Raw genomic sequence first — 26,832 nt, 5'->3', positions numbered from 1 at the left:
CCGAGGTCAGCCGACCTGGCAGGCGCCCGCCGGCGCGAGCGGGGCCGGTACCCCCACGGCGGGCAGGCCCAGGCTGACCGCCGGCCGGGCCGGGGCGGCCCGGCGCCCCTCCCAGGCGTCCCCGCCGCGGGTCCGGCGGAGACCGGTGATCCCGGCGTCGGCCGTCAGGTGGTGCGGGGCGGCGTAGGTGATGGTGGTCCGCGCCAGGTCGCCGGGACGCGGCCGGCGGGCGGGGTCCTCGGGGACGGCGACGTGCACCAGCCGGTTGTCCCGGGCCCGGCCGGACATCCGCGCGGTCGCGGCGTCCTTGCGGCCCTCGCCGTCGGCGAACATCACCTCGACCTCGGTGCCGACCAGGCGCTGGTTCTCCTGCCAGGCGCTCTGCTCCACCAGCGCGACCAGCCGTTCGTAGCGCTCCTGGACGACGGCCTTCGGCACCTGGTCCGGCATCGTCGCCGCGGGCGTCCCGGGGCGGACCGAGTACTGGAAGGTGAACGCCGCCGCGAACCGCGCGGCCGCCGCGACGTCGAGCGTCGCCTGGAAGTCGGCCTCGGTCTCGCCCGGGAACCCGACGATGATGTCGGTGGTGATGGCGGCCTCGGGCATCGACGCCCGCACCCGGTCGATGATGCCGAGGTAGCGGTCGCTGCGGTAGGAGCGCCGCATGGTCCGCAGCACGGTGTCCGAGCCGGACTGCAGCGGCATGTGCAGCTGGGGCATGACGTTGGGCGTCTCGGCCATCGCGGCGATGACGTCGTCGGTGAAGTCCTTGGGGTGCGGAGAGGTGAAGCGCACCCGCTCCAGCCCGTCGATCTCCCCGCAGGCCCGGAGCAGCTTGGCGAACGCGGCCCGGTCGCCGAACTCGACGCCGTAGGCGTTGACGTTCTGGCCGAGCAGGGTCACCTCCTGGACGCCGTCGGCGACGAGCATCTCGATCTCGGCGAGGACGTCGCCCGGGCGGCGGTCGGTCTCCTTCCCGCGGAGCGCCGGCACGATGCAGAAGGTGCAGGTGTTGTTGCAGCCGACGCTGACCGAGACCCAGGCGGCGTAGGCGGAGTCGCGACGGGTGGGCAGGTTCGAGGGGAAGGTCTGCAGCGCCTCCTCGATCTCGACCTGCGCCTCCTGCTCGACGCGGGCGCGCTCGAGCAGCACCGGCAGGGCGCCGATGTTGTGCGTGCCGAAGACGACGTCGACCCAGGGGGCGCGGCGGACGATCTCGGTGCGGTCCTTCTGGGCCAGGCAGCCGCCGACCGCGATCTGCATGCCGGGCGTCGCGTTCTTGGTGGGCAGCAGGTGGCCGAGGCTGCCGTAGAGCTTGTTGTCGGCGTTCTCCCGGACCGCGCAGGTGTTGAACACCACGACGTCCGGGGCTCCCCCGCGGTCGGCCCGGCGGTAGCCGGCGCCCTCCAGCAGGCCGGCGAGGCGCTCGGAGTCGTGGACGTTCATCTGGCAGCCGTGGGTGCGGATCTCGTAGGTCCGCCCGGCAAGAGGAGCGAGGACTGGGGTCGACATGGCGGTCCCAGCCTAACGGCCACCGGCGGGGCCGCAGCCCCGCCGCGGGCGTCGCGGACCGTCCTCCGCGCGGGCGCCCCGGACCCCGGCACTACGCTCTCGACCCATGACCAACCCCACCGGCGAGCAGTACGAGATCGTCTCCGGCGAGCACCGCGTCGTCGTCACCGAGGTCGGCGCGACGCTGCGCACCTACACGGTCGGCGGGCAGCACGTCGTCCGCGGCTTCGAGGCCGACGAGGTGGTCCACAAGGGCCGCGGGCAGCAGCTGCTGCCCTGGCCGAACCGGATCCGCGACGGGCTCTACACGTTCGGCGGCGAGGAGCAGCAGCTCGCGCTCAGCGAGCCGGACCGCCACAACGCCATCCACGGCCTGGTCCGGCACGTCCCCTGGACGCTCGTCGACCACACCGAGGACACCCTCACCCAGAGCGTGCGGGTCTACCCGCGGTCGGGCTGGCCGGGCATCGTCGAGGCGACGATCACCCACCAGGTCAGCGAGCGCGGCCTGCAGGTGACCGTCCGGGCCACCAACATCGGCGACGTCGACGTGCCCTTCGGGTACGCCGCGCACCCCTACTTCACCGTCGGGGAGACCACCGTCGACGAGGTCGCGGTCACCGTCCCCGCGCGCACCTACCTCGAGGTCGACGAGCGGCTGCTCCCCGTCCGCCTCGCCCCGGTCGAGGGCACCGAGAAGGACCTCCGCGCGGGCGCCCACCTGGGGGCCACCAACCTGGACCACGCGTTCACCGACCTCGACCGTGACGAGGACGGCCGCTGGCGGGTCAAGCTGGCTCTCGGGGACCGCGCCGCCGAGCTGTGGGGCGACGACACGATGACGTGGATCCAGGTCTTCACCGGTGAGGACCGCCGTGACCTCTCGCTGGCCATCGAGCCGATGACCTGCGGGCCCGACGCGTTCAACGAGGGCATCACCCACGACGGGCTGATCGTGCTGGCGCCGGGCAAGACCTACACCGGCCGCTGGGGCGTCAACGGGCGCTGACCGGGCCGGGGCCCGTAACCGGATCTCAACATGTCGGTGCCCCCAACCGCGACCTGGCTCCTCTAGGGTCGGCCCATGACGGAGTCGGGAGGGCCGCCTGCAGGTCCGCACGCGGGCACGGGGCACGACGACGCCACGTCTCCCGCGGTGGCGACGCCGGTCGGTGAGCCGCTGGTCGTGCTGAGCGGCGTCGACAAGCACTTTGGCAGCCTGCACGTGCTTCAGGACATCAACCTCACGGTGGGCCGCGGTGAGGTGGTCGTGGTGCTCGGCCCGTCCGGGTCGGGGAAGTCGACGCTGTGCCGGGCCATCAACCGTCTGGAGACCATCGAGGGCGGCACGATCACCATCGACGGCCAGCCGCTGCCCGAGGAGGGCAAGGCGCTGGCGGGCCTGCGGGCCGACGTAGGCATGGTGTTCCAGTCCTTCAACCTGTTCGCCCACAAGACCGTGCTGGAGAACGTGACCCTCGGCCCGGTCAAGGTGCGGCGCACGAACGCCGCCGAGGCCCGGCGGCGCGGGATGGAGATCCTGCAGCGGGTGGGCGTCGACTCCCAGGCCGAGAAGTACCCGGCGCAGCTCTCCGGCGGCCAGCAGCAGCGCGTGGCGATCGCCCGCGCCCTGGCCATGGACCCCAAGGTCATCCTCTTCGACGAGCCGACGTCCGCCCTCGACCCCGAGATGGTCAACGAGGTGCTCGACGTCATGGTGTCCCTCGCCCGGCAGGGCATGACGATGGTCGTGGTCACCCACGAGATGGGCTTCGCCCGCAAGGCGGCCAACCGCGTCGTGTTCATGGCCGACGGCCAGATCGTCGAGGAGGCACCGCCCGAGACCTTCTTCACCGCCCCGCGCTCGGCGCGGGCCCAGGATTTCCTGAGCAAGATCCTGACCCACTAGCTCAGGACGTGCGGTGCGGTGACCCACCGGTCGCGGCACGGTGCACGGGGAACGACCCGAGCGATCGGGAGCAGCGGCCTGCTCTCCCGCGCCCACACCGGAGGGGAACCATGAGGACCATCACCAAGATCGCCGGCAGCACCGCCGCTGCGGCACTCACGCTGGCCATGGCGGGCTGCGTCAACGAGGAGAACGCCGCCCCGGCCGGGGACGCGGCGAGCTCCGGAGGCCCCGTCACCATCGGCATCAAGTTCGACCAGCCGGGCCTCGGCCAGCAGGTCGGCAACGACTACCAGGGCTTCGACGTCACCGTCGCCCGCTACGTCGCCAAGGAGCTCGGCTTCACCGACGTGACCTTCAAGGAGTCGCCGTCGGCCCAGCGCGAGACGCTGCTGCAGAGCGGCCAGGTCAAGATGATCTTCGCCACCTACTCGATCACCGACGAGCGCAAGCAGAAGGTCTCGTTCGGCGGGCCCTACTTCGTCGCCGGCCAGGACCTGCTGGTCAAGACCGACAACAGCGACATCACCGGCCCCGACGCGCTGAACGGCAAGAAGCTCTGCTCGGTGACCGGCTCCACGTCGGCGCAGAAGATCAAGGACAACTACGCCTCCGGGGTGCAGCTCCAGGAGTTCGACACCTACTCCAAGTGCGTGCAGGCGCTGAACAGCGGCACCATCGACGCGGTCACCACCGACAACGTGATCCTCGCCGGCTTCGCCGCCCAGTCGCAGTACCAGGGCAAGCTCAAGGTGGTGGGCGCCCCCTTCTCGGAGGAGCGCTACGGCGTCGGTCTGAAGCAGGGCGACACCGCGCTCTGCGAGTCGGTGAACACCGCGATCCAGAAGATGGTCGACGACGGCTCGTGGCAGAAGGCCCTCGACGACACGGTCGGGGCGTCGGGCTTCAAGCCCGACACGAGCACGAACCCGCCGAAGCCGGACCCCTGCTCCTGATCATCACGGCCCCGGGTGGGCGACGTCCCGCCCGGGTTCCGGCTCGACCACCGAGGAGGACGCCGTGGACGGCTTCGCCAGGCTGCTCACCGAGTACGACGTGCTGGGCGCGTTCTGGATGACCATCAAGCTCACGGTGGCCTCGGCCGTCGGCGCGCTGGTCATCGGGACGGTGGTCGCGGTCTGCCGGGTCTCCCCCGTCGTCGTGCTGCGCGGTTTCGGCACCGCCTACGTGACGCTGATCCGCAACACCCCGCTCACCCTGATCGTGTTCTTCTGCCTGTTCGGCATCAGCAACACCCTCCGGGTGCAGCTGGCCGACCCGGCCTCGCCCACCTCGATCGCGGACAACACCTTCCGCTTCGGCGTGATCGCGCTGGCGGTCTACCACGCCTCCTTCGTGGCCGAGGCCCTGCGCAGCGGCATCAACACCGTCCCCCAGGGCCAGGCCGAGGCGGCCCGGGCGATCGGGCTCGGCTTCCTGCCCACCCTGCGGGAGGTGGTGCTCCCCCAGGCCTTCCGGGGCGCGATCGCCCCGCTCGGCAACACCCTCATCGCGCTGACGAAGAACACCACCGTGGTGGCCACCATCGGCGTGGCGGAGCTCGCGTACCAGATGCGGAACATGATCGAGTTCAGCCCGTCCCTGCTGTACGCGATCTTCGTGCTGATCGCGGTCTGCTTCGTGGTGCTCACGCTGCCCACCGGGCTGCTGTTCACCTATCTCTCGCGCCGGCTGGTGGTGCAGCGATGAGCGCACCGGTCGTCCTCTTCGACGTCCCCGGACCGCGGGCGCGGCGCACCTACCGGGTCGTCGGCGTGGTGGCCGTGCTGGTCCTCGTCGCCCTGCTCGTCCTGGTGGTCCGCGGCTTGGCGAACCCGGACGACAACCAGTTCACCGCGGAGAAGTGGCGACCCTTCCTCGATCCGGTCACCTGGACGGCCTATCTGCTGCCGGGGCTGGTGAACACGCTCAAGGCGGCGGCCATCGCCGTCGTCCTCTCGGTCGTCGTCGGGCTCGTGCTCGGCGTGGGCCGGCTGTCGCAGTCCCGGGTGCTGCGGCTGGTCTGCGGCACCTACGTGGAGTTCTTCCGCTCCGTGCCGGTGCTGGTCATGATGATCTTCTCGTACTACTTCGCCGTGTTCGTGGTGGGCATCACGGGCGACGCGGCCTCGCTGTTCGGCGTCGTGGCCGGCCTGACGCTGTACAACTCCGCCGTCATCGCGGAGCTCATCCGCTCCGGCGTCCACTCGCTGCCCCGGGGCCAGCGCGAGGCGGGGCTGGCGGTCGGGCTGACGCCGTCCCAGGCCATGACCGCGATCCTGCTGCCGCAGGCGGTGACCGCCATGCTGCCCTCGCTGCTCAGCCAGCTGGTCGTGATCCTCAAGGACACCGCCCTCGGCTACATCATCAACTTCTCCGAGCTGATCCGCGGCGGGCAGAACCTGAGCACGAACTTCGGGAACCTGATCCCGACCTTCATCGTGCTGGCCGCGATCTTCATCCTCATCAACTACAGCCTGACCTTCCTCGCGCGGCTGCTGGAGCGCCGGCTGCAGCGCTCCGCGAAGGGCACCCCGCCGCCGGACCCCGACGACCAGGCCCAGGTCGCCCCGGTCGGTGGCGGGATGGGCGTCGGCGTCCTCTAGAGGGCGCCCAGCCCGGCCAGCAGGCGGTCCACGTCCGCGTCGTCGTTGTACGGCGCGAGGCCGACGCGGACGGCCCCGCGGTCGCCCAGCCCCAGGTGCCGCGAGGCCTCGATCGCGTAGAAGTGACCGGCCGGTGCGTTGACGCCGACACCGGCCAGCCGGTCCGCGACGTGCGCGGCCTCGAGGCCCGGCAGGTCGAACAGCAGGGTCGAGGTCCGGTGCGCCGCCCGGCTGTACAGCGTGGCGTCGAGCTCGGCCAGGCCCTGCTCGATCCGGGCCTGCAGGCGGGCCTCGTGCTCCTCGGCCGCGGCGATGCTGGCGGCGAGCCGCTCGCGGCGCGTCCCGGTGCCGGGCAGCAGACCGGCGAGGTGGTCGATCGCCGCCGTCGTCCCCACCAGCTGCTCGTAGGGCAGCGTGCCCAGCTCGAAGCGCTCGGGGACGGCGTCGCTCGACGGCAGCAGCTTGGCCGGGTGGAGGCCCTCGAGCAGGGCGGGGTCGGCGACCAGGGCGCCGTGGTGCGGCCCGAAGAACTTGTAGGGCGAGCAGACGAAGACGTCGCAGCCCAGCGCCCCGACGTCGACCAGTGCGTGCGCCGCGTAGTGCACGCCGTCGACCCAGACCAGGGCGCCGACGGCGTGCGCCGCGTCGGCCACGGCCCGGACGTCCGGGCGGGTCCCGATGAGGTTGCTGGCCGCGGTCAGGGCGACGAGCCGGGTGCGCTCGGTCAGCACCGCGGCGACCGCGGCCGGGTCGAGCTCACCGCTGGCCGGGTCGAAGTCGACCCAGCGCACCGTCACGCCGCGGTCCTGCGCCGCCAGCACCCAGGGCCGGATGTTGGCGTCGTGGTCGAGCCGGGTGACCACCAGCTCGTCGCCGGCCGCCCAGTCCCGGACGAGGGTCCGGGCGAAGTCGACGGTGAGCTGGGTGGCGCTGCGCCCGAAGACGACGCCCCGGGGGTCGGCCCCGGTCAGGTCGGCGACCGCCCGGCGGGCCTCGACGACGATGGTGTCCGCGTTCCGGGCCGCGAGGTTGGCGGTGCCCCGGTTGGAGAGCGGGCCGCTCATCGCCGTCCGGACGGCCTCGGCCACCGGCGCCGGCGTCTGCGTGCCACCCGGGCTGTCGAAGTAGGCCAACCCGGCCTCGAGGGCCGGGAAGTCGGCGCGGACGCGGACGAGGTCGAGACTCACCCGGCCGAACCTATCAACGGGTCCGGCCGGGTCCGACGGCACGGGCCGCCGACCGGCCGGCGGCTAGCGGGCCGTCTCGGTGGCCCGGGACTCCCGGACGACGGTGACCCGGATCTGACCGGGGTAGGTCAGCTCCTCCTCGATCTGCTTGGCGATGTCGCGGGCCAGCACCTGGGCCTCGATGTCGTCGACCACCTCGGGCACCACCATCACGCGCAGCTCGCGGCCCGCCTGCATGGCGAAGACCTTGTCCACGCCGTCCCGCGCCCCGGCGATCTCCTCCAGGCGCTCGAGCCGCTGCACGTAGGCCTCGATGCTCTCGCGCCGGGCGCCCGGCCGGCTGCCGCTGATCGCGTCGGCGGCCTGGGTGAGGATCGCCTCGACGGTCTTCACCTCGACCTCGTTGTGGTGCGCCTCGATGGCGTGCACCACGTCCGGGTGCTCGCCGTAGCGGCGGGCGAGGTCCGCGCCGATGACGGCGTGCGACCCCTCCACCTCGTGGGTGAGCGCCTTGCCGATGTCGTGGAGGAACGCCGAGCGCTTGCACTGGGCGATGTCGAGGCCCATCTCGGCGGCCATCAGGCCGGCGATGTGCGCCGACTCGACCAGGTGCTTGAGGACGTTCTGGCCGTAGGAGGTCCGGTACCGCAGGGTGCCCAGGATGGGGACCAGCGCCGGGTGCAGGTCGGAGATGCCCACCTCCGCCATCGCGTCCTCGGCGGCCCGGAGGCACTGCTGCTCGATCTGGGCCTTGCTCCGCTCGTGCACCTCCTCGATGCGCTGCGGGTGGATGCGGCCGTCCTTGACCAGCTCGGTCAGGGTCATCCGGGCGGTCTCCCGCCGGACCGGGTCGAAGCTGGACAGCAGCACCGACTCGGGGGTGTCGTCGATCATCACGTTGACCCCGGTCACCTGCTCGAAGGCCCGGATGTTGCGGCCCTCCCGGCCGATGATGCGGCCCTTCATGTCGTCGCCGGGCAGGTGCACGGCCGAGACCACGGACTCCGAGGTCTGCTCCGACGCGACCCGCTGGATGGCCCCGACGACGATCATCCGGGCCTTGGCGTCCGCGTCCCGGGTCGCCTGGCGCTCGACGTCGCGGGCGACGAGGACGGCTTGCCGCTTCGCGTCGTGCTCCACCGCGGCGACCAGCTCGGCCTTCGCCTGCTCGGCGGTGAGGCCGGCGACCCGCTCCAGCGCCTGCTGGCGCTCGGTCTCGACCTCAGCTAGAGCGTGACGCTGGGCCTTCAGCTGGGCCTTCAGCTCGTCCAGCTGCCGCGCGCGGTCGTCCAGGCTGCGCCCCTCGCTGTCCAGCCGCTCCTCCCGGTCGACGAGCCGTTGCTCACGGCGTTCCAGGTCGGAGCGCTGCTCCTGGAGCTCGGCCCGGCGGGCGCGCGCCTCCTGGTCGGCCTCGGCCCGGGCGCTCTCGGCGGTCGCGATCAGCGCGCCCGTCTTCTCCTGGGTGACCCGCAGCTCCTGCTCGGAGCGCGCTCGCAGCCCGGCCAGCTCTTCCCGGGCGGCCGCGATCTCGGCCTCCTGGGCCTGGTGCCGCGGATCCTCGACGACCTCGGCGGTCAGCCCGGCGCTCGGCGTCGACGCGGTCAGGGCGGCGGAACGCCGCACCATCACGACGATGCCGACGAGGGCCAGGACGACGACCACCAACGCGACCAGCACGACCCAGGCCAGCACTGAACTCATGGCGCACTCCCGTCTACACGCTCCCGCGTGTACTCAAGAGGCTTCAGCCTGCGCAGACGAGCACTGGAAACGGTGGACCAACCGGCGCACGGCGCGTCCTGGGTGGTCGCGGGGCAGAACTCAAAACGACAGATCGGGCGATTTATCAAGCCGTCGGTATTGGTTGACGGTTCACATTTCGGGTCGAACAAAACACGCTGAAACCTCTGCTGGCAGAGTATGGCTCGGGCTACCGGCGGTCAAGCAGGGCGCACCCGGTGCGGGCGGGGCCGGAGGCCGCCCGCCGTCAGTCGCGCGGGCCGTCCAGCACCCGGCTGAGCACCGTCGCGGCCACCCCGCCGTTGAAGCCCCGGCGCGCCAGTGCCCCGGCCAGCCGGCGGTACTGCACGTCGCGCTCCAGCCCCTGCATGGAGCGGAACTTCTTGGTGGCCAGCGCGAGCGCCGCCTCCACCTCGTCGTCGGTCTCGACGCCGGCGACGGCCTCGTCGATCTGGTCGCGGTCGACGCCCTTGGTCTGCAGCTCGCGCCGGAGCGCGGAACGGGAGAGGTGCCGGCGCTGCTGACGCGACTCCACCCAGTCCCGGGCGAAGGCCTCGTCGTCGACCAGGCCGACCGCCTCCATCCGGTCCAGGACGGCGTCGGCGACGTCCTCGGGGACCTCGCGGGCGGCGAGCGCCGTCGCGAGCTCGTGCCGGGTGCGGGCCTGCACCGCCAGCTTGCGGAGGACGACCGTCCGCGCCACACCCTCCGGGTCGGCCTCCACGTCGTCCGGGCGGGCCTCGGGAGCGGACTCACTCCGTCGGCTGCGCCCCGAGCCGCGGCGACCTCGACGCTCACCGTCCGGCGCGGCCCGTCCGGCCGAGCGCCCGGCCTCCGCGTCGGCGGCCCGGTCCGGCTCTGGCCGGGACCGGCGTGCACGGTCGGGCCGGGACGGCTCCGGAACCGGGGGCACGGTGGCCCCCTGCGCCGTCAGCCACGACCGGACCTGGTCGACCGGGTCCGCGCCGACCGGCCCGCGCTGCTCGCGGGCCGGGTCGAGGGCCGGGCTCAGAACTCCACCTCACCGGTGACGGGGTCGACGCCCGCCGGGACGTCGAGCTGCGGACCGATGCCCATCTTCTCCTTGATCTTCTTCTCGAGCTCGTTGGCGAGGTCGGGGTTGCTGATCAGGTAGCCGCGGGCGTTCTCCCGGCCCTGGCCGAGCTGGTCGGCGTCGTAGGTGAACCAGGCGCCGGCCTTGCGGATGATGCCGGCCTCGACGCCGAGGTCGATGAGGCTGCCCTCCCGGCTGATTCCCTTGCCGTAGAGAATGTCGAACTCGGCCTGCTTGAACGGCGGCGCGACCTTGTTCTTGACGACCTTCACACGGGTCCGGTTGCCGACCATTTCCTGGCCGTCCTTGAGGGTCTCGATACGACGCACGTCGAGCCGGATCGAGGAGTAGAACTTGAGCGCGCGACCACCGGTGGTGGTCTCGGGCGAGCCGAACATCACGCCGATCTTCTCGCGCAGCTGGTTGATGAAGATGGCGGTGGTGTTGGAGTTGCTGAGCGCGCCGGTCATCTTCCGCAGCGCCTGGCTCATCAGCCGGGCCTGCAGGCCGACGTGGCTGTCGCCCATCTCGCCCTCGATCTCGGCGCGGGGCGTCAGGGCGGCCACCGAGTCGATGACGATCAGCGCCAGGGCGCCCGAGCGGACCAGCATGTCCGCGATCTCCAGCGCCTGCTCGCCGTTGTCGGGCTGGCTGACCAGCAGCGAGTCGGTGTCGACCCCCAGCTTGGCGGCGTAGTCGGGGTCGAGCGCGTGCTCGGCGTCGATGAAGGCGCAGATGCCGCCGCCGGCCTGGGCGTTGGCGATGGCGTGCAGCGCGACGGTCGTCTTGCCGCTGGACTCCGGGCCGTAGATCTCCACGACCCGGCCCCGCGGCAGCCCGCCGATGCCGAGCGCGAGGTCCAGCGCGATCGAGCCGGTGGGGATCGTCTCCAGCGGTACGCGGACGTTGTCGCCCAGCCGCATCACCGAGCCCTTGCCGTAGTTCTTGTCGATCTGGGCGAGTGCTGTCTCCAGCGCCTTCTCGCGGTCGTTGGTCGCCATCATGTCCTTCCCTCACCCGTCCGGGCGTTTCCGTGTCGTGCGGTCTGTGCAGGGACTCTAAGGAGAGGCACTGACAGAGGTCCGGGACGCGGCGACGCTGTGGACAGCGCCGGGGCGTCGACCGACCCGGTGGACAACTTACCGAACAGGTGTTCGAACGGCGAGCGGACACGCCGGTGCGGTCCGCGCCGTCCTGCGCGGTGCCCGTGCGGGCGTCAGCGCTCGCGGGCCGGGAGCTCCAGGGCGGCCCAGACCGCCCGCCAGACGGTCTTCACCGGGATGCCGTCGTCGACCGCCTGGACCACGGTGCGGCCCTGCAGCTCGGCGAGGCTGTACTCCGCCGCCCAGACCCGGTGGTAGCCCGCCCCCAGCTGGTCCTGCAGCCGCTGCCACAGCTCGGTCTCCTTCACGCCCTGCCACCCCCGCCCACCCTCGTCGGCCTCCCAGTGTTCCCCAGCGCGACCGCCGGGACCAACCGGGCGCCGACGGCGCCCGGAACTGTCAGGGTCGGCAGGCAGTATGGGGACGTGCCCGCCGACGTCCTGAAGGTCTTCTCCCCCGCCACCGCCACGTGGTTCCGGGAGGTCTTCGCCCGCCCGACCGCCGCGCAGGCCGGCGCGTGGAAGGCCATCGCCGCGGGCGAGAACGCGCTGGTGGTCGCCCCGACCGGCTCCGGCAAGACCCTCGCCGCCTTCCTCTGGGCCCTGGACGACCTCACCCGGTCGCCGCAGCCGGACCCGAAGGAGCGCTGCCGCGTCCTGTACGTGTCCCCGCTCAAGGCGCTGGCCGTCGACGTCGAGCGCAACCTGCGCGCCCCGCTGGCGGGCATCACCCAGACGGCGCTGCGGCTGGACCAGGCGCCGCCGAACGTCACCGTCGGGGTCCGCTCGGGCGACACCACCACCGCGGAGCGCCGGGTCATCGCCACCCGGCCGCCCGACATCCTCATCACCACGCCCGAGTCGTTGTTCCTCATGCTGACCTCCAGCGCACGCGACGTGCTGCGCTCGGTCCGCACCGTCATCGTCGACGAGGTGCACGCGCTGGCCGGCACCAAGCGGGGCGCCCACCTCGCCCTGTCCCTCGAGCGGCTGGAGGCGCTGACCGCCGAGTCGGCCACGCCGGAGGCCCCGCACCGCCCGCTGCAGCGGATCGGGCTGTCGGCGACGGTCCGGCCGGCCGAGCGGGTCGCGTCCTACCTCGGCGGCCCCCACCCGGTGCAGGTGGTGGCTCCGACGTCGGAGAAGGCGTGGGACCTCGAGATCGTGGTGCCGGTCGAGGACATGAGCGACCTCGGCGCCGCCGCGTCGGCCCCCGCCAGCCTCGAGGACGAGCAGGCGCCCCGGCGACCGCCGTCGATCTGGCCGCACGTCGAGAACAAGATCCTCGACCTCATCGCCGCGCACCGGTCGACCATCGTCTTCGCCAACTCCCGGCGGCTGGCCGAGCGGCTGACCTCCCACCTGAACGAGCTGCACGCCGAGCGGCTGGGGGTGGCCGCGCCCTCCGACGGGACGACCGGACCGCCGGCGCAGGTGATGGCCCAGGCCGGCGCCTCCTCCGGCCAGGACGGCACCCACGCGCCCGCCATCGCCCGGGCCCACCACGGCTCGGTGAGCAAGGAGCAGCGCGCGCAGATCGAGTCCGACCTCAAGTCGGGGCTGCTGCCCTGCGTCGTGGCGACCTCCTCGCTCGAGCTCGGCATCGACATGGGCGCCGTCGACGTGGTGGTCCAGGTGGAGTCCCCGCCGTCGGTGGCCAGCGGGCTGCAGCGGGTCGGCCGGGCCGGGCACCAGGTCGGCGCCACCTCGCGCGGCGTCTTCTTCCCCAACCACCGCGGCGACCTCATCGAGTCCTCCGTCGTCGTCGAGCGGATGCGCCGGGGGGCGATCGAGGAGGTCGCCGAGCTGCGGAACCCGCTCGACGTGCTCGCGCAGCAGGTCGTCGCCATCGTGTCCGGGCAGGAGACCAAGGTGGACGAGCTCTACGCCCTGGTCCGCCGGTCCAGCAGCTTCCGCGACCTGCCCTACAGCGCCTTCGAGGCCGTCCTCGACATGCTCAGCGGTCGCTACCCCTCGGAGGACTTCGCCGAGCTGCGGCCGCGCCTGGTGTGGCAGCGCGACACCGGGCTGCTGACCGCCCGCCCCGGCGCCCAGCGGCTGGCCGTCACCTCCGGCGGCACCATCCCCGACCGCGGCCTCTTCGGCGTCTTCATCGTCGGCGAGGGCAACGCCTCCGGCAAGCACGCCCCCGGTCGCCGGGTGGGCGAGCTCGACGAGGAGATGGTCTACGAGACGCGCGTCGGCGACGTGTTCACCCTCGGGACGACGAGCTGGCGGGTGGAGCAGATCACCCACGACCAGGTGCTGGTCACGCCCGCGCCCGGCGTCCCCGGCAAGCTGCCGTTCTGGAAGGGCGACTCCCCCGGGCGGCCGCTCGAGCTGGGTCGCGCCTTCGGCGGCTTCGTCCGCGAGGTCGGGACCATGACCGCGCCCCGGGCGACGGCCCGACTGCGGGAGAGCGGCCTCGACGAGTACGCCGCCCGCAACCTGGTCGCCTACCTGACCGAGCAGTCCACCGCGACCGGCGCCCTGCCCACCGACCAGACGATCGTCGTCGAGCGGTTCCGCGACGAGCTGGGCGACTGGCGGGTCTGCGTCCACAGCGCGCTGGGCACCGGGGTGCTGACCCCGTGGGCGCTGGCCGTCGAGCACGCGGCCCGGCAGCGCTACGGCCTCGAGGTGCAGGCTACCGCCACGAACGACGGCATGGTGCTGCGCATCCCCGACACGGAGTCCGAACCGCCCAGCGCCGACCTGGTCATCCTGGACCCGGAGACGATCGAGTCCGTCGTCACCGACGAGGTGGGCGGCTCGGCCCTGTTCGCGGCCCGCTTCCGCGAGTGCGCGGCCCGGGCGCTGCTGCTGCCGCGCCGCGACCCCAAGTCGCGCTCTCCGCTGTGGCAGCAGCGGATGCGGTCCGCGCAGCTGTTGACCGTCGCCGCACAGTTCCCGGAGTTCCCCATCGTCCTGGAGACGATGCGCGAGTGCCTGACCGACGTCTTCGACCTGGACGGCCTGCTGGAGGTGCAGCGGGAGATCGCCGCGCGCAAGATCCGGCTGGTCGAGGTCGAGACGAAGGAGCCCTCGCCCTTCGCGAAGTCCCTGCTGTTCGGCTACGTCGGCGCATTCGTCTACGAGGGCGACGTCCCCCTCGCCGAGAAGAAGGCCGCCGCGCTGTCGCTCGACGCCACCCTGCTGGCGGAGCTGCTGGGCAAGGACGGGTTGAAGCAGCTGCTGGACGCCTCCGTGATCGCCCGCAGCGAGGCCGACGTCCAGGGGCTCAGCCCCGAGCGCCAGGCGGCGACCGCCGAGCAGCTGTACGACCTCGTCCGGACGGCCGGTCCCTTCAGCCGGGCCGAGCTGGCCCTGCGCACCGTGGAGGACTTCGCCCCGGAGCCCGCCCTCGAGCGGCTGCTGCTCGACCGGCGGCTGGTCGAGGTCCGGATCGCCGGCGTGCCGATGGTCGCGGTGGCCGAGGACGTCCCCCGGCTGCGCGACGGCCTCGGCATCCCGGTGCCGCCGGGGGTCGCCGCCACGTTCGACGAGACGGCGGCGCACCCGGTCGAGGACCTCGTGCTGCGCTGGGCGCGCACCCACGGCCCGTTCGTCGCCGGCACCGTCGCCTCCCGCTACGGCCTGGGCCGGGCCGTCGTCGAGCAGGCCTGCGACGCCCTCGTGGCGGCGGGCACCGTGGTCAGCGGATCGTTCGTCGACCTGGAGGGCGAGGCCGGGCAGGAGCGCCGGCAGTACTGCCACGGCCAGATGCTGTCGCTCATCAAGCGGCGGACGCTGGCACTGCTGCGCAAGGAGGTCGAGCCGGTCGAGCAGGTGGCCTACGCGCGCTTCCTCGCCGAGTGGCAGGGCGTCGGCTCGGGAGCCCGCGGCAGCGACGCCGTGCTCGGTGCCCTGGAGCAGCTCGCCGGCTACGCCATGCCGGCCAGCGCCGTCGAGTCGGTGGTCCTGCCCGCCCGGGTGGCCGGGTACACCCCGGCCATGCTCGACGAGCTGACGGCCAGCGGCGAGGTGACCTGGGTCGGCGACGGCGGCATCGGGGACTCCGACGGCTGGGTCCGCTGGTACGTCGCCGGCGCCGAGCCGTCGGAGGTGCGGGCGCCCGCCCACCACCGCAGCCAGGAGCTCCTCGACGCTCTGGCCGGGGGTGGCGCCTACTTCTTCGACGCCCTGCTGCCCCCGGGCTCGCTCGGCCACCGGGACGAGTACGTCGCGGCGCTCTGGGACCTCGTCTGGTCGGGCCTGGTCACCGGTGACACCTTCGCGCCCGTCCGGGCGCTCTCGGGCGGGGCGCACCGCAAGGCGCCCACCCGGCCCACTGCCCGGACCCACCGCGCCCGGCTGGCCGGTGGCGGCCTCGGCCGGCCCGGTCGCGCCCCGCGGATCGCGTCGCCCACCACCGTCGGGCGCTGGTCCCTGGTGCACCGGGCGGGGACGACACCGGCGGAGCGGCTGGCCACGGACGTCTTCGCCCAGCTGGACCGCTACGGCGTGGTCAGTCGTGGCAGCGTGATGACGGAGAACGGCGAGGGCGGCTTCGGGGCGGCCTACCGCGCGCTGAGCTCGCTGGAGGAGTCGGGGCAGTGCCGGCGGGGCTACTTCATCGAAGGGCTGGGGGCCGCCCAGTTCGCCCTGGGCGGGGCCGTCGACCGGCTCCGCTCCTTCCAGCGCGAGCCGGAGGCGCCGCAGGCGGTGGTGCTGGCGGCCTGCGACGCCGCCAACCCGTACGGGGCGGCGCTGCCCTGGCCCGAGCGGGAGGGCCACCGGCCCGGGCGCAAGGCGGGGGCGCTGGTCGTGCTCGTCGACGGCGCGCTGGCCTTCTACGTGGAGCGGGGCGGCAAGACGCTGCTGTCCTTCACCGAGGACCCGCGACGGCTCGCGCCCGCCGCGACGGTGCTCGCGGAGGCCGTGCAGCGCGGCCAGCTGGGGAAGCTGAGCGTCGAACGGGCGGACGGCGGGCACGTCTTCGGCTCGACGCTGGTGAGCGACGCCCTGCAGGGCGCCGGGTTCCGGATGACCCCGCAGGGCCTCCGGCTACGACCTTCGGCCTGAGCCCGCCGCCGGGGCGGGAGACAGCACCGCCGCCCCGAGGAGCTCGGGACGGCGGAGAGGTGAGGCGGGGGGTCCGTTCAGGCGGCGGCGGCCTGCGGCACGGCCCGGACGGTCGGTAGCGGGGTGACCCGCTCGTACATCGACATCTTCTCGCTCACCACGTTGAGCACCACCGAGAGCGGCAGGTCGAGGGCGGAGCAGATGGACGCGAGCAGCTCGCTCGACGCCTCCTTCTGGCCCCGTTCGACCTCGGACAGGTAGCCGAGGCTGACCCGGGCGGCCTTGGAGACCTCGCGGAGGGTGCGGCTCTGAGCGACCCGCTCCTCGCGCAGCGACTCCCCGATGAGCTCACGCACCAGCACCTGCTTCATCGGACGCTCCTGACCCATGCAGAAACTGTACTCACCTCTTCCGCGCCCCGGACCCCGACCTGGCTCGGGCTGGGACGCCGGTGGTTCAACGCCCGCTGCCGGCCCCGTTGTTCCGCACCGCTGCGGTGAGCAGCGTGAGCGCGGCCTGCGCGGTGAGCCGGCGGATGGCGGCCCGGTCACCGCTGAGCCGCAGCTCCTCCACCTTCGTCCAGCCGGTGGACGGGCGGGCCAGCCCGACGAACACCTGCCCGACCGGGTGGCCGTCCTGCGGCTCCGGTCCCGCGACGCCCGTCACCGCCAGGCCCCAGTCGGCGTCGCAGCGCGCGGCCACCCCGGCCGCCATGGCGCGCGCCGTGGGGGCGGCGACGGGACCGAGCTCGTCGAGCGTCGTCGACGGCACCCCGACGAGGGTGTGCTTCAGCCGGGTGGCGTAGCTGATCACCCCGCCCACGTAGCCGGCCGACGCCCCCGGCACGGAGGTCAGCAGCGCACCGATCAGCCCGCCGGTCAACGACTCCGCGGTGGCCAGGGTGGCCCCGTGCTCCGCCAACGCCGCCAGGGCAGCCGCAGCCGCGGGGTCGACGCCGGGCGCGGGCGCCACGTCGACGTCCGGACCCGCCGTCACGACCCGGTCCGGCTCCGGCGGCGCAGGGCCACGGCGTCGCGGACGTAGTCGAGGCCCGTGACGACGGTGACGGCCAGCGCCACGAGCATCACGACGACGGCGACGACGTGCGCCCAGCCGGGCAGGGGCAGCAGGTAGAGCATGATCGCCACCGCCTGCAGCACCGTCTTGAGCTTCCCGCCGCGGCCCGCTGCCATCACGCCGTAGCGGAGGACGACGAAGCGCATCAGGGTGATCCCCCACTCGCGGACGAGCATGACGACCGTCACCCACCACCACAGCTCACCGACCAGCGACAGCCCGATGAACGCCATCCCGGTGAGCGCCTTGTCGGCAATGGGGTCCGCGAGCTTGCCGAAGCGGGTGATGAGGTTGTGCTTGCGGGCCAGGTGGCCGTCCAGGCTGTCGGTGAGGATCGCCCCCAGGAAGACCAGAGCGGTGGCGATCCGCCAGCCGGTCTCGTCGGGGTGGGCGAGCAGCATCCAGGCGAAGACGGGGACGAGGACGATGCGCAGCGCCGTCAGCGCGTTCGGGACGTTCCAAGAGCTGGTCTCCGGCTCGGCCATCGGCCCGATCGGGTGGCGCTCCGACGGCGCGACGGCGTCCGCGTCGGGCCCGCTCGCCGGCTTCGGCGTCGACGCCTCAGACACGGCCGGACCACGTCGGGAGCGGTCGGGCGACGAGGTCGGCCCCCGCGCTGGCGGTCACCACGGCCGGCACGAACGCACCGACCCGCGCACCGGCGGCGTCCACGAGCTCGACCGAGCCGTCGACCTCGGGCCCCTGGTGGGCCGCGCGGCCGGTGACAACGTCGTCGACCTCCTCCACCAGGACCTGCACCGTCTCGCCGACGCGCTGGGCCGCGCGCTCGGCGACCAGCTCGTCGACCAGGTCGGCGAGCCGCTCGCGCCGCTCCTCCACCACGTCGAGGGGCAGCTGGCGGTCCAGCCGCGCCGCCTCGGTGCCGTCCTCGTCGGAGTAGCCGAAGACACCGATGGCGTCGAGGCCGGCCTCACCGAGGAAGTCGCACAGGACGTCGACGTCGGCCTCGGTCTCCCCCGGGAACCCGCAGATGACGTTGGACCGGATGCCGGCGGTGGGCGCTTGCGCCCGGATGGAGGCGATCAGGGCCAGGAAGGAGTCCGGGTCGCCGAACCGGCGCATCCGCCGGAGCAGCGTCGGCGAGGCGTGCTGGAAGGAGAGGTCGAAGTACGGCACCACCTTGGGCGTGCTCGTCATCGCGCTGACCAGGCTGGGCCGCACCTCGGCCGGCTGCAGGTAGGACACCCGGATCCAGTCGAGCCCGTCCAGGGCGCTGAGCTCGCCGAGCAGGGCCTCCAGGGCGCGGATGTCGCCCAGGTCCTTGCCGTAGGACGAGGTGTTCTCGCTGACCAGGAAGAGCTCGCGGACGCCCTGCTCGACCAGCCAGCGCGCCTCGGTGACGACCTCGGCGGCGGGGCGGGAGAGGTAGGCGCCACGGAAGGCGGGGATGGCGCAGAAGGCGCAGCGGCGGTCGCAGCCGGAGGCGATCTTGAGCGGCGCGGTGGGCCCGCCCTCGAGCCGGCGGCGCAACGGGCGCGGACCGCTGGCCGGGGCCAGACCGACCGGCAGGTCCGGAGCAGCGGCGGCGGGGGCCGGGGTGCCGTGCCCGGGCAGGCTCTGCCCCTGGGCGGCCGCACGGCGGGCCGCGGGAGCCATCGGGAGCAGGGTCCGCCGGTCGCGGGGGACGTGGGCGGTGTGCGGCTGCCCCGCGAGGATGGCGGACAGCCGTCCGGCGACGTCGGCGTAGTCGTCGAAGCTGAGCACCGCGTCGGTCTCAGGCAGCGACTCGGCGAGCTCGTTCCCGTAGCGCTCGGCCAGGCAGCCGACGGCGACGACGGCCCGGGGCCGGCCCTGCTCCTTGAGATCGGCCGCCGCCAGCAGGGTGTCGACGGAGTCCTTCTTGGCCGCCTCCACGAAGCCGCAGGTGTTCACCATCACCGCGTCCGCGTCCTCGGGGTCGGCGACGAGCCGGAAGCCGCCGTCCTCGAGCCGGGCCGCGAGCTCCTCGGAGTCGACCTCGTTGCGCGCGCAACCGAGCGTGACGAGGTGGACCGCGAGCAGGTCGTCGGCCTCCCGGGCGAGGGTGGGCAGGGTGGGCGCAGTGGGGACAGGCATGGCCTGCCCAGTATGACCGATCGCGCACGGCCGATGCTCGGCCCGGCGACGCGGCCGGTGACCAGCTCACCGGACGCACCAGCGGCACCCGTCGCGCCGCCCGCCGGCTCGCCAGCCCCCAGTCCCCGGCCGGCTCAGCGGCTGACCACCGTGAAGCCGCCCGGCTCCACCCGGGCCCGCTGGCCCGGGTCCAGCAGCCGGCGGGACACGAGCACCCCGTCCCGGTCGTAGCGGACCTCGCGGCGCGGCCCGGCCAGCGTGGTGGAGGCCTGAACCCGCCCGGGGGCGGCGGAGGTGAGGAGCTCGGTGCCGCCGCCGGCGGTCGGGTAGAGCACGCGGGAGACCTGCGGCCGGGCCAGCACGGCGTCCAGGGCGAGGGTGCCGCTCCGGGCCCGGACGGCGACGGCGTCCTCGTCGGGGGCCAGCAGGGGGCCGAGCCGTTGGGGCAGCAGCACGCCCGGCACGGGCGAGATGCCCTGGGCCAGCGCCGGCGAGCGCAGCGTCGTCGCCCGGTCGCCCGTCGACCAGCGGCTGACCGGTCCGGAGCGCGCCGGCCGCAGGACCACCGGCTCCAGCAGCCGCGGCTGGTCGTCGGCGCCGAGGACGAGCCGGGCCCGCTCCCCGCGGTCCAGCCGCAGGTAGGCGCCGCCGCCGAGCTGGGACTCCCCCGTCCAGGCGGAGGTGGGGGTGACGGTCGAGCCGGTGGTGGCCGTCGCGGTCTCGGCCTCCACGCTGACCAGGCCGTCCCGGACGGGGGCCCGCGTCCAGCCGACCGCCTGCGCCCGGACCGTGGGGTGGGCGTCGAGCGCCAGCATGGTGAGCAGGCCGTGGATGGTGCTCTCCGCCCCGCTGTTCCGGTTGACGGTCCCGTCGGGGGCCACGCCGTCGAAGGTGACGCCGGTGGCCGGGTCGTAGACGGGGGCCCCGGAGCGGTTGGTGCCGAAGAACCAGCTCGCGTTCATCGCCGCGAGCGGGAGGAGCCCGGGCAGCCGGGCCGCGTCGGCCGTCGCCAGCAGGTTCTGCACCCGCGAGTCGGCGCCGTAGGCGATCTGGGTGCGGTCGACCGGGGTCGGGTACCACGCGTTGTCCGGCCCGCCGGCGGCCAGCAGCGTCGGGTCGAAGGCGACGGCCTCCCGGACCGCCGGCCGCAGCAGGGCCGGACGGCGGAGCGTCGCGGAGCCGAGGGCGAGCGCGCCGGCCATCTGCGAGGACCAGGCGTGCCACATCGACCGGGACTCCGCCCACGGCAGGACCGCGCCGTAGGGCCAGCCCGAGCGGGCCGTCGCCATCGCGGCCACCCCCTCGAGCAGCTGACCCAGCACGCGCCGGGTGGCGCGGTCCTGGGGCGCCGCCCCGAGGTAGGCCGACAGCCCGAGCGCCGCCTCCGCCGTGGCGTCCGCGCCGTCGACGATCAGCCAGCGGGGCACCCGCCTGCCGTCGCTGACGGTGTAGCGGCCGTACTGGTCCAGCACCTGGCGACGGACGGCGCCGACGGACAGCTGGAGCCGGTCTTGCAGGAAGGCCGCGAAGGCCGGGTCGGTGTCCGCGAAGGCGGCATAGCCCTCACCGAGGGCCCACAGCGTCCGGGCCAGCCAGTAGCTCTCCTCCGAGTCCGACGGGTCGGGCAGCTCGACGGGCTCCGCGCTGGGGTTGAGGTCGCCGTCCGCCTGCATCCAGAGGACGACGTTGCCGCGGTCCGGGCCGGTCGCCGTCTGCAGGTAGGTGAGGCCACGGAGCAGCTGGTAGGCCTTCCGGCGGCTGGCGTCGTCACCGACCTGGCGCCAGTGCCGCAGGTAGACCACCGCCGCGCGGGAGACGTCGTCGGCGTTGAAGGCACCCTGGCCGTAGTCGCCGGTCACCGGGTCCTCCGGCCCACCGCCGACCCGCTCGAAGGTGCCGGCGGCCCGGGCGTCGGCGTAGGTCCAGGGCATGGTCAGCGCGGGCTCGTCGGCCAGCCGGTAGGTGGTGTGCTCCGGGAGGGCGGCGGGGCTCACCTGGTCGAGCAGGAAGTCCAGGTGCGCGGTGTTGGTCAGCACGCCCGGCCCGGTCCGCGGCTCGGGCGCCCGGGCCTCGGCGGGGCCGGCGGTCACCGCCGCCCCGAGGACGAGGCTGAGGGAGGCGGTGCCGGCGAGCAGCAGTCGGGTCAGGCGGTGCTTCGTCATCGAAGTCCTCGGGTCGGGCGGCAGGGGCTGGACGGGTCAGGCGGGGTCGGCGGTCCGGTCGAGCCGGGCCACACCGATCTTCGAGTCGGCCATCCCGTAGAAGACGTAGTGCACGTCGTCGACGGTCTCGATGGCGGTGGGGAAGACGACGTTGGGCACGATCCCCGAGCGCTCCTCGGCGGTGACGGCCTCCAGCAGCGGCGTGCTCGTCCGCAGCACCACCTCCCAGGGTCGCTCGGCGTGCAGGATCATCCCGCCCGCGGCGTAGTGGACCTTCTTCTGCTGCGCGAAGGCCCGGACCAGCTCGCCCGTCACGCCGTGATGCAGCAGCAGCCAGCCCTCGGGCACCCGGAGCGGCGCCGGGCCGCCGCCGATCTTCAGCTCCTCGAACGGGTGCTCCGGTCCGGCGACGAAGCGGTGCTGGCGCCAGTGCACCAGCGCCCGGACGTCCGCCCGGGCCTCCGCCAGCGGCACGAAGGCGATCCAGATGCTGCCGCGGTCGTCCGGCAGCCCGGTCGGCGGCTGGTCGCCCTCGCCCGGCACCATCTCCCCGAGATCCCACATCGGCCGGTGCAGGACCGCCAGGCTGGGCGTCCCGTCCGGAGCGGTGACCGGCTCCGGGAAGAAGGTGGTGTCCTTGTTGGGGTAGAGGTTGAGGTCGCAGTCGAGGGCGTCGTCGTAGCCGTAGAGCACGGGGCCCAGCCGGGTCCAGGTGCGCAGGTCGGACGAGGTCGCCACAGCCGTCCGCGGGCCCAGCGGCCCGTAGGCGACATAGGTCATCACGTGCAGGCCGAGGGCGGCGACGAACGTCACCCGCGGGTCTTCGACACCACCGTGGCCGACCCCGCGCTCCCAGCTGCGGTCGGGCTCCATCAGCAACCCGTCCCGGCGGACCCCGGTCGGCACGCCGTCGGTGAGGACCACCTCCGCCAGGCCGATCCGGGAGACGTTGCCCGCGGCGACCAGGCGGGGCAGCAGGTGCAGCCGGCCGTCGGGCGTGCGGCCGCTACCCGGGTTGAGGACCCCCTCGACCTCGTGCGGGTTGCCCTCCTCGGGGCTCATGACCACCCCGAGGCGGCTGAGCCGGTAGGGGAAGCGGTCGGCCTCGACGGCGGGAGCGGGGGCGGTCCGGAGCAGGGCGGTCATGGGAGCGGGGGCCTCTCGGGAGGGTTCGGCGTGCGGCGTCATCCCTTGACCCCGGACCCGAGGTCGGTGGAGATGAAGTAGCGCTGGAAGACGATGAAGAGCACGACGAGCGGGGCGGCCAGGACCACGGCGCCCGCCATCGCCGCGCCGAACGGGTTCGCCGCAGTGGCCGCCACGTTGGTGATGTAGTTGGCCAGCGAGACCGCCAGCGGCTGCATGTCGGCCCGCTTGGTGATCAGGAACGGCCACAGGAACTCGTTCCAGGGCCCGATGAAGGTGAGCAGGACGACGGTCACCAGGGCCGGCCTGACCAGGGGCAGGGCGACGCGGACGAGCAGCCCGACCTCGCCCGCGCCGTCGATGCGGGCGGCCTCGAAGAGCTCCTTGGGCACCTGCAGGAAGTACTGCCGGAAGATGATCACCGCGGTCGAGTTGATCGCGAACGGCAAGATCATCCCGAGGTAGTTGTCGGCCAGGCCGTAGTTGCGCGCGATCAGGACGTACAGGGGGATGATCAGCAGCTGGAAGGGCACCACCTGCACGAGCAGCGCCAGGGCGAAGGTCACCCCGCGGCCGCGCCACTGCAGCACGGCCAGCGCGTAGCCCACGAGCACGGCGAAGACCACCGTGCACAGCACCACCCCGCCGGTGAAGATGCCCGAGTTCACCAGCCCGCGGACGAGGCTGATCCGGCTGTCGATGGCGACGTAGTTGGCGCCGGTCAGGTTGCCCGGGTGCGGGAAGGCCCCGGCCACGCTCTGGTCGGGTGCGGTCTGCAGCGAGCCCATCACCATGTAGTAGAAGGGGAACAGGAAGACAAGGGCACCCAGCCCCAGCACCAGCCCCCGCAGGACGGTGGCGGCGCGGCTCATCGGTCCCTCTCCCCGGCGAAGCGGTTCTGCAGCAGGGCGATCACCAGGGTGGCGAGCACCAGCACGACGCCGATGGCGGCGGCGTAGCCGGGCTTGCCCTGCTCGATCCCCTCCTGGTACATGATCAGGACGGGCGAGGCCGACGCCCCGTTCGGGCCGCCGCCGCCGGTCAGCAGGTACGGCTCGGTGAACAGGTTGGCCCCCGTGACGGTGGCGAGCAGCAGCACGAGCACGGTGGCAGGGCGGACCCCGGGCACGGTGACGTTCACGAACTGCTGCAGCCGGGTCGCCCCGTCGGTGGCCGCGGACTCGTAGAGCTCCTCCGGCACGTTCTGCAGCGCGGCCAGGTACAGCAGGATGTAGAACCCCATCTGCTTCCAGGTCACGAAGAGCGCGATCGAGGGCATGGCCCACGCGGAGTTGATCAACCAGGTGGGGTCGGGCGCCAGCGGGCCGAGCACCTGGTTGACGATGCCGCCGCCGCTGAACAGGAACAGCCAGACGGCGACGATCGCGACGCTGGCGGCGATGTAGGGCAGGTAGTACGACACCCGCAGGAAGGTCCGCAGGTGCACCACCCGGTTGAGCAGCGAGGCCAGCACCAACGAGCCGACCACGGTCAGCGGCACGTTGATCAGCAGGAACACCGCGACGTTGACGAAGGACCGCCGGACGGCCGGGTCGGCGACGAGGGTCCGGTAGTTCTCCAGCCCGACGAAGGGCCGGTCGACGTCGACGCCCGGGGCGGCGAAGAAGTAGTCGCGGAACGACATGTAGCCGGCGAAGACGAGCGGGTAGGCGAAGACGACCAGCACGAAGACGAGGTAGGGCGCGCTGAGCAGCAGCCCGAGCGGGTGCCGGCCGAGCAGCCGGCGCCCGAGCCGGGCCGGCCGCGGTCGCTCCGTCCCGGACCGGGCGGCGGTGCCGCCGGGGCGGGTGTCGGCGAGAGCGGTCACCGCGCTACCGCTCGCCGGCCAGCGCGTTGATCTGGTCGGCCGCGGTCTGCAGGGCCGCCGTCACGTCGCCGTCGCCGGTGATGACCGCCTTGGTCCACTGGTCGCGGAAGTCCTGGAGCATCTCCACCGTCTTCGGCCCGGCGGGCACCTCGACCGTGCGAGCGGCCTGGCTGCCGAACTGGAGGTAGGCCGGGTTCTCCTGGAAGTAGTCCGGGAAGGCCGCCTGCAGGTCCGTCCGCAACGGCATCTGCCCCGTCTTCTCGAGGAGCTGGCCGTCCTGCTCGGCGCTGGTCGCGAACTTCAGCACCTCCCACGCGGTCCCCTGGTTCTGGCAGGCGCTGAACAGCCCGACGTTCTTGGCGTCGCTGAACGTGTAGGTCTGGTCGGCCGGGATGCCGGCCTTGGTCGGCACCGGCACCGACCCCCACTCCACCTTGTCCTGGTAGACGGCGATGGCCCACGGCCCGACGATGGCCATCGCCGCCTTGCCGTCGGCGAAGGAGTCGCCCTGGTAGGTCTCCTGACCCGCGTAGCCCCCGGCGTAGACGTCCCGCCAGAAGGTCGCGACGTCGATCCCGGCCTGGTCGGTGAACGTCGCCTTGCCGTCCGCGACCAGGGACTTGCCCCCGCTCGCGGCGGCGTAGAGCGGCATGAAGTCGAACTGCGTCTGGAAGAACTCGCTCGTCGGAGCCGGGTAGATCGCGTAGTCGGCGGCGCCGGAGTCCTTGATCTTCTCGGCGGCCGCGAGGAACTCGTCGTAGGTCGCCAGGGCGGGCTTCTCGGGGTCGAGGCCGGCCTTCGAGAACAGCTTCTTGTTGTAGAAGATCATCACCGGGTTCGACTTCCACGGCATCTGGTAGAAGCCGCCGTCGGCCGCCTTGTACTGGTCGGCCGTGGCGCCGCTGCGCTCGCTGATGTAGCCGGCACCGTCGGGGAAGGTGGCCAGGTTGACCAGACCGCCCTGGCGCTGGAACTGGCCGACCGCCGACGGAGCGGTGTTGAAGACGAGGCAGGGTGCCGTGCCGGCGGTGATGGCCGCGCCGATGACCTCCTCGCTGCTCTTGCCGGCGGGGATCTCCTGGCCCTCGACCTTCTCCTCGGGGTGCGCGGAGTTCCAGGCCTGGACCATGGCCTTGCCCCAGGCGACCTCCTGCTCGTTGTTGGAGTACCAGACGGTGATCGGACCCTTCTTCGTCTGGGCCTCGGTGGTCGAGGGGGCGTCACCGCCCCCTCCGCAGGCGGTGAGGGCGAGGCCCAGGGCGGCCAGGCCGGCCAGGGCTCGGAGGGCGAGGGTGCGTCGGTGCACGGGAACTCCTTGGGTGGGGGTGGGTGGGGGAACGGGTCGCCGGTCAGCCGGGGGGGTCGGGCGGTGGAGCGGTCGAGGACCTCAGCACGAGGGCGGCCGAGGGCAGCTCGAGGTCGTCGGCCCGACCGTCGTCGAGCAGCCGGAGCAGCACGGTCGCGGCGGCGCGACCCCAGGCCAGCGGGTCGGCTTCCACCGTCGTCAGGGCGGGGTGGAGGTGCCGGCCGAGGTCCATGCCGTCGAAGCCGGTCACCGAGCAGTCCCGCGGCACCTGGACGCCCTGGCGCTGCAGGACCGCGAGGCCGGCGACGGCCATCGGGTCGCTCGCGAAGACCAGGGCGGTGGGCAGCACCGCCCCGGCCAGCAGCTCGACCACCGCCCGCGCCCCCGCGGCTGCGCTGAAGTCGGTGTCGACGACCCCGACCGGGTCGAGCCCGTGCCGGGCCAGGGCCTCGAGGAAGGACTTCCGGCGCCGGCGGCCGTGCAGCATGCCGACGTCACCGCCGACGTAGGCGATCCGCCGGTGTCCCAGCCCGACCAGGTGGTCGACCGCGGAGCGCAGGCCGGCGGCGTCGTCGAGGTTGACCACCGGGAAGGCGCCGGCGACGTCGGGCCTGCCGACGCAGACGGCCGGCAGCCCGAGCTCCGCGAGCAGCGGGAACCGGTCGTCGTCGTGCCGGAGGTCGGTCAGCAACACCCCGTCGACACGGCGGTGGGCGGCGAGGGAGCGGTAGGTGGCCGTCTCCGCAGCGGCGTCCGGGACGAGGCTGAGCACCAGGACCTGCCGGCGCTCCGTCAGCGCCGTCTCCACCCCGGCCATGAACGCCGGGAAGAACGGGTCGGCCGCCAGCACCGTCGGGTCCCGGCGGACGACGAGGCCGAGCGCGGCCGCGCGCTGGGTGGAGAGGGACCGGGCGACCGGGTCCGGCTGCCACCCGAGCTCCTCGGCCGCGGCGAGGATGCGGACGCGCGTCGGGGCGGCGACCCCGGGCTTGTCGTTGAACACGAAGGAGACCAGGCCCTTGCTCACCCCGGCGCGCTTCGCCACGTCGGCGATCGTGGGGCGTCGGGTGTCCATGGCTCCTCGTCGAGTCGCTGGTTTAAA

The 26,832-nt window shown here is 73.3% G+C and carries 22 protein-coding genes; 6 read left to right on the top strand and 16 right to left on the bottom strand.

Features of this window, described 5'->3' with window-relative positions:
- Nucleotides 1-6: 6 nt before the first annotated feature.
- Nucleotides 7-1,512, bottom strand: a complete 1,506-nt coding sequence (gene miaB, locus BLT72_RS07550) for a tRNA (N6-isopentenyl adenosine(37)-C2)-methylthiotransferase MiaB (protein WP_091411651.1) — start codon at nucleotides 1,510-1,512, stop codon at nucleotides 7-9.
- Between the two features lie 106 nt (nucleotides 1,513-1,618).
- Here miaB and BLT72_RS07545 point away from each other — a divergent pair, with 106 nt between their 5' ends.
- The 5 genes from BLT72_RS07545 (at nucleotide 1,619) to BLT72_RS07525 (ending at nucleotide 6,027) form a co-directional block, all read left to right on the top strand.
- The gene (locus BLT72_RS07545; protein WP_091411648.1) at nucleotides 1,619-2,521 is read left to right on the top strand and encodes an aldose 1-epimerase family protein; all 903 of its coding nucleotides are present in this window, start codon (nucleotides 1,619-1,621) and stop codon (nucleotides 2,519-2,521) included.
- A 75-nt stretch (nucleotides 2,522-2,596) separates the two neighbouring features.
- The gene (locus BLT72_RS07540; protein ID WP_091411646.1) at nucleotides 2,597-3,421 is read left to right on the top strand and encodes an amino acid ABC transporter ATP-binding protein; all 825 of its coding nucleotides are present in this window, start codon (nucleotides 2,597-2,599) and stop codon (nucleotides 3,419-3,421) included.
- Between the two features lie 110 nt (nucleotides 3,422-3,531).
- On the top strand, nucleotides 3,532-4,377 hold the full coding sequence (locus BLT72_RS07535) for a glutamate ABC transporter substrate-binding protein (protein ID WP_091411643.1): 846 nt from the start codon (nucleotides 3,532-3,534) through the stop codon (nucleotides 4,375-4,377).
- Nucleotides 4,378-4,441: 64 nt separating this feature from the next.
- Nucleotides 4,442-5,131: an amino acid ABC transporter permease gene (locus tag BLT72_RS07530; protein ID WP_091411641.1), complete on the top strand. Its 690-nt coding sequence runs from the start codon at nucleotides 4,442-4,444 to the stop codon at nucleotides 5,129-5,131.
- A complete protein-coding gene (locus tag BLT72_RS07525; RefSeq protein WP_091411639.1) occupies nucleotides 5,128-6,027 on the top strand; it encodes an amino acid ABC transporter permease in 900 nt (299 codons plus the stop codon). The genes BLT72_RS07530 and BLT72_RS07525 overlap by 4 nt, the downstream gene beginning before the upstream one ends.
- Here the strand turns inward: BLT72_RS07525 and BLT72_RS07520 are convergent.
- The 5 genes from BLT72_RS07520 to BLT72_RS07500 all read right to left on the bottom strand — a co-directional run bounded on the left by BLT72_RS07520 (nucleotide 6,024) and on the right by BLT72_RS07500 (nucleotide 11,419).
- A complete protein-coding gene (locus BLT72_RS07520) occupies nucleotides 6,024-7,214 on the bottom strand; it encodes a cysteine desulfurase-like protein (RefSeq protein WP_091411637.1) in 1,191 nt (396 codons plus the stop codon). The two genes, BLT72_RS07525 and BLT72_RS07520, sit on opposite strands and share 4 nt — an antisense overlap.
- A 63-nt stretch (nucleotides 7,215-7,277) precedes the next feature.
- Nucleotides 7,278-8,915 carry a ribonuclease Y gene (rny, locus tag BLT72_RS07515; protein ID WP_091411635.1) on the bottom strand — a complete coding sequence of 546 codons (1,638 nt, stop codon included), beginning with the start codon at nucleotides 8,913-8,915 and terminating at the stop codon, nucleotides 7,278-7,280.
- A 286-nt stretch (nucleotides 8,916-9,201) separates the two neighbouring features.
- Nucleotides 9,202-9,678, bottom strand: a complete 477-nt coding sequence (locus BLT72_RS07510; protein ID WP_157720335.1) for a regulatory protein RecX — start codon at nucleotides 9,676-9,678, stop codon at nucleotides 9,202-9,204.
- A 284-nt stretch (nucleotides 9,679-9,962) separates the two neighbouring features.
- Nucleotides 9,963-11,012 carry a recombinase RecA gene (gene recA, locus BLT72_RS07505; RefSeq protein ID WP_231930412.1) on the bottom strand — a complete coding sequence of 350 codons (1,050 nt, stop codon included), beginning with the start codon at nucleotides 11,010-11,012 and terminating at the stop codon, nucleotides 9,963-9,965.
- A 212-nt stretch (nucleotides 11,013-11,224) separates the two neighbouring features.
- Nucleotides 11,225-11,419 (bottom strand): DUF3046 domain-containing protein, encoded by a 195-nt coding sequence (locus BLT72_RS07500; protein ID WP_091411631.1) that lies wholly within the window; start codon nucleotides 11,417-11,419, stop codon nucleotides 11,225-11,227.
- A gap of 117 nt (nucleotides 11,420-11,536) precedes the next feature.
- Between BLT72_RS07500 and BLT72_RS07495 the strand changes: the two genes are divergently transcribed.
- Nucleotides 11,537-16,135, top strand: coding sequence for an ATP-dependent helicase (locus BLT72_RS07495; RefSeq protein WP_091411629.1), 4,599 nt, complete (start codon nucleotides 11,537-11,539; stop codon nucleotides 16,133-16,135).
- A gap of 77 nt (nucleotides 16,136-16,212) precedes the next feature.
- On the opposite strand, the gene BLT72_RS07490 is transcribed toward BLT72_RS07495, so the two are convergent.
- The 10 genes from BLT72_RS07490 to BLT72_RS07445 form a co-directional block, all read right to left on the bottom strand.
- Nucleotides 16,213-16,506, bottom strand: coding sequence for a helix-turn-helix domain-containing protein (locus tag BLT72_RS07490; RefSeq protein WP_091411627.1), 294 nt, complete (start codon nucleotides 16,504-16,506; stop codon nucleotides 16,213-16,215).
- 85 nt (nucleotides 16,507-16,591) lie between these two features.
- Entirely contained in the window at nucleotides 16,592-17,131 is a 540-nt protein-coding gene (locus BLT72_RS07485) for a CinA family protein (RefSeq protein ID WP_172826037.1), read from the bottom strand.
- Nucleotides 17,128-17,697: a CDP-diacylglycerol--glycerol-3-phosphate 3-phosphatidyltransferase gene (pgsA, locus tag BLT72_RS07480; RefSeq protein WP_091416952.1), complete on the bottom strand. Its 570-nt coding sequence runs from the start codon at nucleotides 17,695-17,697 to the stop codon at nucleotides 17,128-17,130. Before pgsA ends, BLT72_RS07485 begins: the two co-directional genes overlap by 4 nt.
- A 76-nt stretch (nucleotides 17,698-17,773) precedes the next feature.
- Nucleotides 17,774-19,288 (bottom strand): 30S ribosomal protein S12 methylthiotransferase RimO, encoded by a 1,515-nt coding sequence (gene rimO / locus BLT72_RS07475; protein WP_091411624.1) that lies wholly within the window; start codon nucleotides 19,286-19,288, stop codon nucleotides 17,774-17,776.
- A gap of 134 nt (nucleotides 19,289-19,422) precedes the next feature.
- A complete protein-coding gene (locus tag BLT72_RS07470; protein WP_091411623.1) occupies nucleotides 19,423-21,450 on the bottom strand; it encodes a hypothetical protein in 2,028 nt (675 codons plus the stop codon).
- Nucleotides 21,451-21,486: 36 nt separating this feature from the next.
- Complete coding sequence (locus BLT72_RS07465; protein WP_231930410.1) at nucleotides 21,487-22,596, bottom strand: glycoside hydrolase family 130 protein; 1,110 nt, start codon at nucleotides 22,594-22,596, stop codon at nucleotides 21,487-21,489.
- 38 nt (nucleotides 22,597-22,634) lie between these two features.
- Nucleotides 22,635-23,468 (bottom strand): carbohydrate ABC transporter permease, encoded by an 834-nt coding sequence (locus BLT72_RS07460; protein ID WP_091411622.1) that lies wholly within the window; start codon nucleotides 23,466-23,468, stop codon nucleotides 22,635-22,637.
- Nucleotides 23,465-24,424 (bottom strand): carbohydrate ABC transporter permease, encoded by a 960-nt coding sequence (locus tag BLT72_RS07455; RefSeq protein ID WP_091411621.1) that lies wholly within the window; start codon nucleotides 24,422-24,424, stop codon nucleotides 23,465-23,467. The genes BLT72_RS07460 and BLT72_RS07455 overlap by 4 nt, the downstream gene beginning before the upstream one ends.
- A gap of 4 nt (nucleotides 24,425-24,428) precedes the next feature.
- Entirely contained in the window at nucleotides 24,429-25,730 is a 1,302-nt protein-coding gene (locus tag BLT72_RS07450) for an extracellular solute-binding protein (protein ID WP_091411619.1), read from the bottom strand.
- A gap of 43 nt (nucleotides 25,731-25,773) precedes the next feature.
- The gene (locus BLT72_RS07445; protein WP_091411617.1) at nucleotides 25,774-26,805 is read right to left on the bottom strand and encodes a LacI family DNA-binding transcriptional regulator; all 1,032 of its coding nucleotides are present in this window, start codon (nucleotides 26,803-26,805) and stop codon (nucleotides 25,774-25,776) included.
- Nucleotides 26,806-26,832 lie beyond the last annotated feature (27 nt).

This window comes from Friedmanniella luteola (assembly GCF_900105065.1).
Classification (GTDB): Bacteria; Actinomycetota; Actinomycetes; order Propionibacteriales; family Propionibacteriaceae; genus Microlunatus; species Microlunatus luteolus.
This window is presented reverse-complemented; position numbering and strand designations above follow the sequence as displayed.